Here is an 8,605-nt window from a genome sequence, read left to right as displayed (position 1 = left end):
GAAGCCCTCGCCCTCCTTCCGGGTGTAACCCTGCTCGACGCCGGCGCTTTCGTGCGGATATCTTTGCGCGGTGCGCCACCGCGGATGACCCTTGTCGAACTCGACGGTATCCCGCATAACGATCCCGGCACCGGTGAAACCGACCTTTCGTCGATTGCTCTTGACCGATTAGCCCGGATGGAGATCGACTTCACGCCGACCGGCGGTATAATCCGGCTCACCTCGCTTCATCCTGACGATTTGCATCCGAAATCCGGGAGTGAATTTTCGTCAGAAACAGGCTCTTATGGCAATGAGCAGTACCGCGTCGGCTTCAACCGGAGATGGCGAAGCGTCTCAGGATCTGTGGGAGCCCGGCGTTACTATGAGGACGGGGATTTCCGTTATCGGGTTCACCACCGAACTCTTGGGCCAAGGATAAATAACAGCCTTTCGGGTATCGGGGCTGAAGGGCGTATGGCGATTCCGACCCGGCTGGGCTACTTTGAGGCTGGCGGCGCAACCGACCGCCGCAATCGCGGGGTGCCGGGGCTTATTTACTCGCCTGCATCGCCCGAAGCGACCCTCGACCGCAAGCAAACTGCGACTTTTCTAAGGCTGCGTGTGCCGAATGGTCCGCGCACCGGGACTCTCTTCGCCTACCTTCGCAAACAGGATCTGGATTTCGTCAACCCCGAGGTGCAATTCGATCCTTCAAGCGGCAACCTCGTCCGACACTGGCCCGATCATACACAACTGGAGTCGTCGCAGAAAGGCATCGGACTCTCACTTGCCCACAACGGTGCTGCCGCGGTGAGGAGGCTGTCGCTGCAATATGCACGCGACGATTACCGGGGGCGGGACCTGCTGCGCAACCTGACATCGGTCGGGGTCGGCAACGGCTCGGCCTGGCGGGAAACCCGATCTTTAGAAGCGAAAGGCCGGTTGGCAGGTGCGGGAGCCGGTCTGGAACTGGCGCTCGAGCCTGAAGTCAAGGCTATGGCTTTGACCTCTTCCGGAGCCGAGGATGGGAATTACCTGTTGCCAACGCTTTCGGTTTCCGCCGGTCACTCGACAGGTTGGGGTCGGTGGCTGGCAAGTGCCGGCTGGAGACGGTCGATTACGGCGCCGCCCTTCAATGCGGTTTTCACTCAGGAGAGTCTATTCGCGACCGGCAATCCACACCTTAAGGCCGAGAGGGGCGTAGGGTGGCAAGCCGGAATCGGACTCTACCGGACCAAAGGCTTTTCTGCAGAAGCCAACCTGACGATGTCGTTATTCAGCCGCCGAATCAGCGACCTGATCGTCTGGCGGCGCAATGGTATGGGAAAATACTACCCCGACAACCTCGCTCGCGCCAAAGCCTCAGGCATCGAATTGTCGGCAACATTGACGCCGGTAGAACCCATTTCGGTGTCGGGGAGTTATATTTATCTACGCAGTCTCAACGATACTCCCGGCGACATCAATCGCGGCCGGATGACGACTTTAACGCCGCGCCATAGCGGAACAGGAAGCATACTTTGGAGCGGGAAAAAGGGAATCGGGAAGGGCGGGGGGCTGGCGATTGCCTGCCGGTGGGCGAGCCGCAGGTATTCGACCGAATCGAACCTCGACCCGATCTCAACCGATGGTATGGGACTAGATCCCTTTGTCGTATGGGACGTATCGGCCACCAAGGGCTGGCAAAGTTTAGGGTTTGGTTTTAAACTGACCGCCGGCATCGATAACCTCTTTGACCGCCAGTATCGACTGGTCGAACGCAGCCCGCTTCCGGGCCGAACTTATCATATCCGCCTGACACTCAGGCATCACGCATCATAGACTAAGGAACAAGCATGACCCTCCGTATTCCTCACACCATCCTTCGGTATCTTACGGCGACAGCGGCAATATTGCTGATTGTTGCCTGCGAGGAGAAGCCCAAATCACCAACCCCGCCAGTCCCAATCGCCGGGACTACCCTGTTGGTATGCAATTACAATAGCGGAGCCGGCAACCTTGCCTGGATTGACCTCGAGAACGGTGCGCTCCGCACCGGAGCCGCAGGTCTCGGCAATGGTCCCAACCACCTGGTCCGAAAGGACAACCGTTTCTTCGCCATCAATTCGCTCTCGAACGATATGAACGTCTTCGAGGTGAGCGAACAGAATGTGATCACCCAGATCGACACCGTCGACATCGGCACCTCCAGCAATCGCAGCCCTCAGTATGCGGCCATTGCGGAGACGGGTGAGATCTTCATCAGCAACTTTAATGACAACACGGTGACGGTCTATAACCCCGATCGCGGCGAAGTCGTGGGGTTCGTACCGGTCGGCAATCACCCTCAAGGGGTGCTGGCTTGGGGCACTAAAGTCTATGTCGCGAACAGCAACTTTCTCGAATGGACGCCGGACAGTTCGATCTATGGGCCGGGATCGGTTTCAGTCATCTCAACCGTCACCAACCGGGTGATTTACACCATCAGCGTCGGGATGAATCCGCAGTTTATGGCGCTTGACGGTGCCAATCGGATTCACATCGTCTGCAGCGGGAATAAGAGTTCGAGCGGGCTTCCGGGCGGGAGCATGGGCGGGGAAATTTATAAGGTGAGCGTCCAGGCCGACACCGTCGAACAGGTGATCAACATCGGCGGCACCCCCGGTGAAGTTGCGATCACGCGCAACAACACGGCTTACATCGCCGCCGGCGGCTGGCCGCCTGGTGAAGCGAGCGGCCACGTCTATCGCTACAACGCCTCCACCGGCCAAATCCTGAACGGGCCGGGTAACCCGATTCGGGTGCCACTCGGTGCGATGCGGATTGTTGCCGGGCCGGAGGGGTCGGTCTATGTCGCCTGCTTCGAAGGCGACCGCGTCCAGAAGATCACCGGAACCGATCTGGGCGAGTCGTGGGCTGCTGGAGACGGCCCCGGGGCGATGATGGTGGTCGTCCGGTAGAACACGAGACTGCGATGAGGGTGTTTTGACTGCATATAGACGGTTCTTTTATCTCCCCCCCGCTACGCGGGGAGGGGGGGACACGTAGGGGCGACCGGAACGGGGCAAGCCGGATGCGCAGCCAATCGGCTGAAGGACGATTCTGCCCCATCCTATCGGGCGCGAAGCCGCGCAGGCGTCTTCGGCCCCTTCGGGATACTCCACACTGTAGTCCCCCCGCTGAGGGGGGGGGACGAGACAAGCAAGATACTGCACCCGCTTAACGCAGGTAGAGCGCCCGGCGCGTCAAGCGACCCTCCACCGATTCCAGCCTGACGAAATAGAGCCCGGTTCCAATCTCCAGCGACCTCATATCGACAATGTGAGAATGCCGTCCGGCAGGCAAACTGCCCCTCGACAGGATGATGATTTCGCGCCCCGCCGGGTCGTAGAGCGACAATCTCACCGGGTTCTGCCTCGATAGACCGAAATCTACCCGGAACCGACCGTTGAAGGGATTGGGATAGATCTCACTTAGGAAGAATCGTTCCGGTTGTGGAGAGGATTCATGGCCGACTGCTGCGGGCGGAGCGGCAAACCAGACCCATGCCGCCCGGAGAAAATCGTGCAGCGAAGTCCCCTCGCCGGAGGCCCCGATCCGCTCCACCTGGAAGCCGATAGACAGAGTCTTGAAACCTGCTTCCCGGGTCACGGCTGCCGCATCGGTTGGCAATTCGTCCGCATTCGGGAAACGTAGCGGCGAACGACTCATCTCGCTGCCTGCCAAAGCCACCACCGGGACCGGCGTCCGACGTCTTCTCCGGATCCGAACCGGAGACTTACCCCCCCCAAATGGGCATCATCTTCGCGCCCTGCGGCTTGGTAGGTCGTCGTCGCTTCTGGAACTCCGTCCAAGCCGAGGTAGTCGCTCCAGAACCAACTTCCGACCAGCGCGTCGGAGGGCTCAGGAATTGACATGAGAAGTCGTCCGCCGTTGTCGAGGAACCAGGCCAGAACGCCCAACTCCTCGTCGTTCAATTCGCGGCCTTCCGGTTCGTTACCGTGCCACAGCAAATAGCGATAGGGCGCTATTCCGTCGAAGGTGAGCCGGCCGTACCGGTTGCGGGAGTAAGATCCGCCCACGGAAGTTCGCCGCCGTCGAAGACGTTTGCCAGAACGGACGGTTCCTCATCTTCGGTTGAGACGTTGACAACCAGCACAGGGGGGAAGTCGAGCATCGTTCGGATCGGGAAGCGCGCGCGGATCTCTCCCGGTGAGGCGACGACCTCGAGTTGAAAGGTGACCGGGTGTGCGATAAAGTCTTCCGCGACGCGAATCTGGAACGGCGCTTCCTCATTGGTGACTTCTTCCCCTGCCGTAATTGTGCCTCCCTGCCATTCGCTGCGCTCCAGGGCTACGCCATTATAATCGCAACTGAGTGTTGCCGTGAACGACTCAACGTCGGCTCCGCCATCGTGGTTGGCGATCCGGACCACGATTTGCCCCGACTCGCCGCGCTCAATACGCAGATTTGCGTCGCCACCATTTTCGTCAAAGGCGTCGAAGGAGACGAGGCTCAGTTCAGGCATACCTTCAACAACGCCGGTCACCGCGGTCTGATGCACCTCCCGATTTGTGGCCTGTGCGAAGACGACGATGCGGAGGTTGTCGCGGTCGAGTTCGTGCCAGCCAAGGCCTCGCAAGGACTGCGAGAAACTGAACTCCCGGTTCTCGCCCGACCCTATTGAGAATCGCGTCCCGCGCCAGTCGGGAATCATCTTCACCATCGGGTCGTAGTGATCGTTGGCGTAGTGCCCGCGATAGACGACATGCCGCTCCTTCAAAACCACCTGCAGGGTCAGATCGTTGGTGAGTTGGGTCTTAGGATAGGTGTTGACCGCGGCATATCGTATATGGCATTTGCGTCGCCGATGCACTTATAGGTATCTTGTGTGGCAAAGTGGTTCCCAGCATTCAAGTGTAAAAACTGTCCAGCGATAATGTAGTATCAGCATCTTGCTGGCTCCGTTCTGCCGCCAGGATGGCGGCGCTACGGTCTGCATCTCTGCCGCCAGGATGGCGGCGCTACGGTCTGCATCGGAAATCACTGGATTGGGGTATCTTCCTTTCGGACCTTTGTCCCTGCGTATTTCGCTCTTCATACCCTGTCTGGTCGAACTGGCGTCGCCTGCGACGACCCGCGCCGCCCGGACGATACTGGAACGGCTCGGTCACGAGGTCGTCATAGACCGCCGCCAGACCTGTTGCGGGCAGGCGCTCTACAACGCCGGGTTTCGCCGGCAGGCGCGCGATCTGGCGATCCGGTTTGTCGAGGTCTTTCGGGGGAGCGACATTGTCGTTGCGCCCGGCGGGTCGTGCGTTTCGATGGTGACCAAACACTATGCGGAACTCGACCTCGAAGGCAGCATCCGGAGCGACTGGGAGTCTCTGCGGACGCGGGTCTTCGAACTGGCTATCTTTCTGGTGCGGCAACTTGACGTAACCGACATTGGGGCGAGGTTCCCGCACCGGGTTGTCTATCATCCCTCCTGTCACTATCTACGCGATCTGGGCGAGCGTGAAGCACCATTGGCGCTGCTAAACCGGGTCGAGGGGCTGGAACTGGTCTCGAACGCTTTACGCGAAGACTGCTGCGGTTTTGGCGGCGCTTTCAGCGCAAAATATCCGGCGCTCGCGGATGCCATCGCCGACAAGCGAACCCGCGCGCTGTGCGAAGATGCTCCAGCCTACATCACCGGCGTCGATGACTCCTGCCTGAATCACCTTAACGCCGCTCTCTGTCGGTCAGGGTCGTCAGTCCGGACGTTGCATATCGCGCGCATCCTCGCTGGAGCCTGATGCCGGCGTTGCTTCGTAAACGGGTAAACTCGGCACTCGGCGATGCGGCACTGCGCAAAGCGGTTGCGCAGGCTTGCGACCATTCGACCGCCGCACGGAGCCGGGTCATTGCCGAACTGCCCGACTTCGAGGTATCCCGCCGGGAGGCTCGTTCCGTCCGGCAGTATGCACTTGACCACCTCGAGGAACTTCTGTCCCGGTTCAAGCAGTCGTTCGAAGCGGGCGGGGGGGTCGTCCATTTCGCATCCGACGGTCGGGAAGGTCGGGAAATCATCACCGGACTGCTGAAGGAAGCGGGCGCCCGGCAGGGCGTCAAGTCGAAGAGTATGGTCTCTGAGGAGATCGGCCTCGGCGAGGCTCTGACCGAGGCCGGCATCGAGGCGGTCGAGTCGGATCTGGGGGAGTTCATCGTCCAACTGGCCGGCGAGCCTCCGTCGCACATCACCGCTCCAGCGCTTCACCGGTCGCGCGACTCGATAGGCCGCCTGTTCACCGAGCGGCTCGGCATTCCCTTTTCAAGTGATCCCGAAACGCTGACCCGGGCCGCCCGAAAACACCTTCGGGAGCGCTTCCTAATGGCGGACTTCGGCCTCTCCGGGGTTAACTTCTTCGTAGCCGAAACGGGTCATCTCGTCATAGTTGAAAACGAGGGCAACGCACGACTGGGGCTGTCGCTGCCGAAGATGTTCATCGCCCTGACCGGCATTGAGAAGGTGCTCGCCCGACTAACCGATACCGCACCGCTCTTGAGACTGCTCGCCCGCAGCGCCACCGGGCAGCGATTCAGCGCCTATACCCACTTTCTTAAGCCCTCCCGCACCGGCGAGGACGGGCCCCGGCAGATGCACTTGGTCCTGCTTGACAACGGCCGCCGCGCAGCCCTTGCCGACCCGGTCCTGCGTGAGATGCTGCTCTGCATCCGCTGCGGCGCCTGCCTCAACATCTGCCCGGTCTATGGCACGGTAGGGGGACATGCTTACGGGTCAGTCTATCCCGGCCCGATGGGCGCGGTCCTGTCGAATCTTATCGGTGAAAAGCGGGCAGAGGCGGGCGAACTCCCGCACCTATCGACCCTCTGCGGAGCCTGCAAAGAGGTCTGCCCGGTCGCCATCGACATACCGAAACTGCTCCTCGAACTGCGCGCCCGATCTGCCAAGCCGCTGCTGCACCGTAGCGCCGCTTTGTTCTGGTCCTGGATGATGGCGAGCGAAGGCCGTTTCAGGACGCTTGGGCCGGCCGGTGTTGCAGTCGCAAGCAAGATCCCAGGGCTGAGGGAGAGAGTCGGGGGTTAACCAACAGGCGACAAGAGGTGGCAGGAAAATACAAAGGGCGGCTTCCGCTGGGAAGCCGCCCTTTGTAGTCGCTTGTGCTTGCACTTGCGTGTCTGGTCTATCGAATCAACCCGGCAAGGCTTTCGGCGTCGTCATAGAAGAAGTCGCGCGGATCAACCGACTTGCCGTTGACATGGACTTCGTAGTGCAGATGGGGTCCGCTTGAACGCCCGGAACTGCCTGAAAGTCCAATCTTCTGATCGCGCTGCACGGACTGCCCGCGCACGACGTTGATGGTGGAAAGATGCCCGTAGGCGGTCTGGAAGCCGAAGCCGTGGTCGATGACGATCAACTTGCCGAGTCCCGGCGTGGCTTGGGCGAAGACGACCTTACCGTCGGCTGAGACGCGCACCGGAGTACCGCGCGGGATCGAAATATCCATCCCGTTATGATGCGTCCGACGCCCGTTGAACGGGTCACGACGAATGCCGAAGTTCGAAGAGATATAGCCCCCCGCCACCGGCCGGATCGACGGCGTCTTGGCGAAAAGTTCCTGCCGTTCGCTGAGGCGGCGCTCAATCTCGGCGTAACTATCCTTTTGCAGGCGGGCTTCGCGTTCGATCTGGTCGAGACGGGTCATATAGGAACGGACCACCTCATCGGTGATGCCATAGTCGGAAGGATCGAGCGCCACACCGCCGACGCCGGCCCGTCGGACGTCCGGGTCGATAGCCGGGAGATCCGCGGCGAGCCGCAAGTGGTCATCGCTCGCTTCGAGTTGCCCAAGCCGTTCACCGACGGCCTGGATGCGCTCGCCCATCTGCTGCAGTTGCCCCTGGAGCGATTGATTCTCAGCGAGAACCCCGATCATCGCCGCGCGCGTCTGATGTCCGGCCAGCATCCGCCCAAAGCCAAGCACAAGCGCCAGCAGCATCGCCAGCCCGGAAGCGCCAATAATGACGATCCGGGAGCGCGACAGCCGGAGGGACTTCATCCGGGTGGAGCCGTCGGAGATCAGGACGACGCGGTAGCCCGCGGGGTTCTTCATTCGATAGTGCTTCCCTTGGAGGCAGGACGAAACAGAGCAAGCAGCAAAGCGGCACCGGCGGTAGGAAAGTCCCGATGCCGGCAGAGCCCCCACTCACGGGGGCGGCTAAGACGATGACCCAAGTTAATGTGTCGCTCATCACATGTCAAGCCTTTAGCATACCCGGGTCGCAAAAAAATGATTTCGCCTCTCGCGGCTTGACTTGAGGCACATCCCGCCTGCATATTGTTAATGGGCAGACGAGCAGGGTCAACCTTCGGAGATAAGTTGCAGCATGTCGTTGAAGTCGCCGGTCGCCGGCTCAAGGTCGAACTGCCCGACGGGGTACGTATCGGTCGGGCAAATGTCGCCAGCCGGGAGGTTGAATTTGATGCCGCTGCCGATGACAACGGCCGGACGATCTCACTGATTCTCGACGGAAGGTCGTTCGAGGCTACACTGGTCCAGGGGTCCAGCGGCGCCCGGATCCTGATCGATGGGGAGTCGTTCGAGATCCGGGTCATCGACGAGCGACGCGAACGCGCCCG

The 8,605-nt window shown here is 60.7% G+C and carries 9 protein-coding genes; 5 read left to right on the top strand and 4 right to left on the bottom strand.

What is annotated here, in order from left to right:
• Window positions 1-1,803, top strand: a 1,803-nt coding sequence (locus FJY67_10110) for a TonB-dependent receptor (GenBank protein MBM3329807.1), incomplete at its 5' end; no start/stop codon positions are given.
• A gap of 14 nt (window positions 1,804-1,817) precedes the next feature.
• Complete coding sequence (locus tag FJY67_10105; GenBank protein ID MBM3329806.1) at window positions 1,818-2,921, top strand: YncE family protein; 1,104 nt, start codon at window positions 1,818-1,820, stop codon at window positions 2,919-2,921.
• A gap of 259 nt (window positions 2,922-3,180) precedes the next feature.
• Here FJY67_10105 and FJY67_10100 read toward each other — a convergent pair whose 3' ends face one another.
• The 3 genes from FJY67_10100 to FJY67_10090 are packed head-to-tail and all read right to left on the bottom strand — an operon-like array spanning window position 3,181 to window position 4,837.
• On the bottom strand, window positions 3,181-3,672 hold the full coding sequence (locus FJY67_10100) for a T9SS type A sorting domain-containing protein (GenBank protein MBM3329805.1): 492 nt from the start codon (window positions 3,670-3,672) through the stop codon (window positions 3,181-3,183).
• Window positions 3,669-4,043 carry a hypothetical protein gene (locus FJY67_10095; GenBank protein MBM3329804.1) on the bottom strand — a complete coding sequence of 125 codons (375 nt, stop codon included), beginning with the start codon at window positions 4,041-4,043 and terminating at the stop codon, window positions 3,669-3,671. Before FJY67_10095 ends, FJY67_10100 begins: the two co-directional genes overlap by 4 nt.
• Window positions 3,989-4,837: a hypothetical protein gene (locus tag FJY67_10090; GenBank protein MBM3329803.1), complete on the bottom strand. Its 849-nt coding sequence runs from the start codon at window positions 4,835-4,837 to the stop codon at window positions 3,989-3,991. Before FJY67_10090 ends, FJY67_10095 begins: the two co-directional genes overlap by 55 nt.
• Window positions 4,838-4,916: 79 nt before the next feature.
• Here FJY67_10090 and FJY67_10085 point away from each other — a divergent pair, with 79 nt between their 5' ends.
• Entirely contained in the window at window positions 4,917-5,759 is an 843-nt protein-coding gene (locus FJY67_10085) for a (Fe-S)-binding protein (GenBank protein MBM3329802.1), read from the top strand.
• Entirely contained in the window at window positions 5,759-7,051 is a 1,293-nt protein-coding gene (locus FJY67_10080; protein ID MBM3329801.1) for a lactate utilization protein, read from the top strand. Before FJY67_10085 ends, FJY67_10080 begins: the two co-directional genes overlap by 1 nt.
• Window positions 7,052-7,148: 97 nt before the next feature.
• On the opposite strand, the gene FJY67_10075 is transcribed toward FJY67_10080, so the two are convergent.
• Complete coding sequence (locus tag FJY67_10075; GenBank protein MBM3329800.1) at window positions 7,149-8,078, bottom strand: M23 family metallopeptidase; 930 nt, start codon at window positions 8,076-8,078, stop codon at window positions 7,149-7,151.
• Window positions 8,079-8,345: 267 nt separating this feature from the next.
• Here FJY67_10075 and FJY67_10070 point away from each other — a divergent pair.
• On the top strand, window positions 8,346-8,605 hold a 260-nt coding region (locus tag FJY67_10070), incomplete at its 3' end, for a hypothetical protein (protein MBM3329799.1).

The sequence above is a fragment of the Calditrichota bacterium genome (assembly GCA_016867835.1).
Lineage (GTDB): Bacteria > Electryoneota > AABM5-125-24 > Hatepunaeales > Hatepunaeaceae > VGIQ01.
The sequence above is the reverse complement of the archived record's forward strand: the minus strand, read 5'-3'. Positions and strand labels throughout refer to the sequence as shown.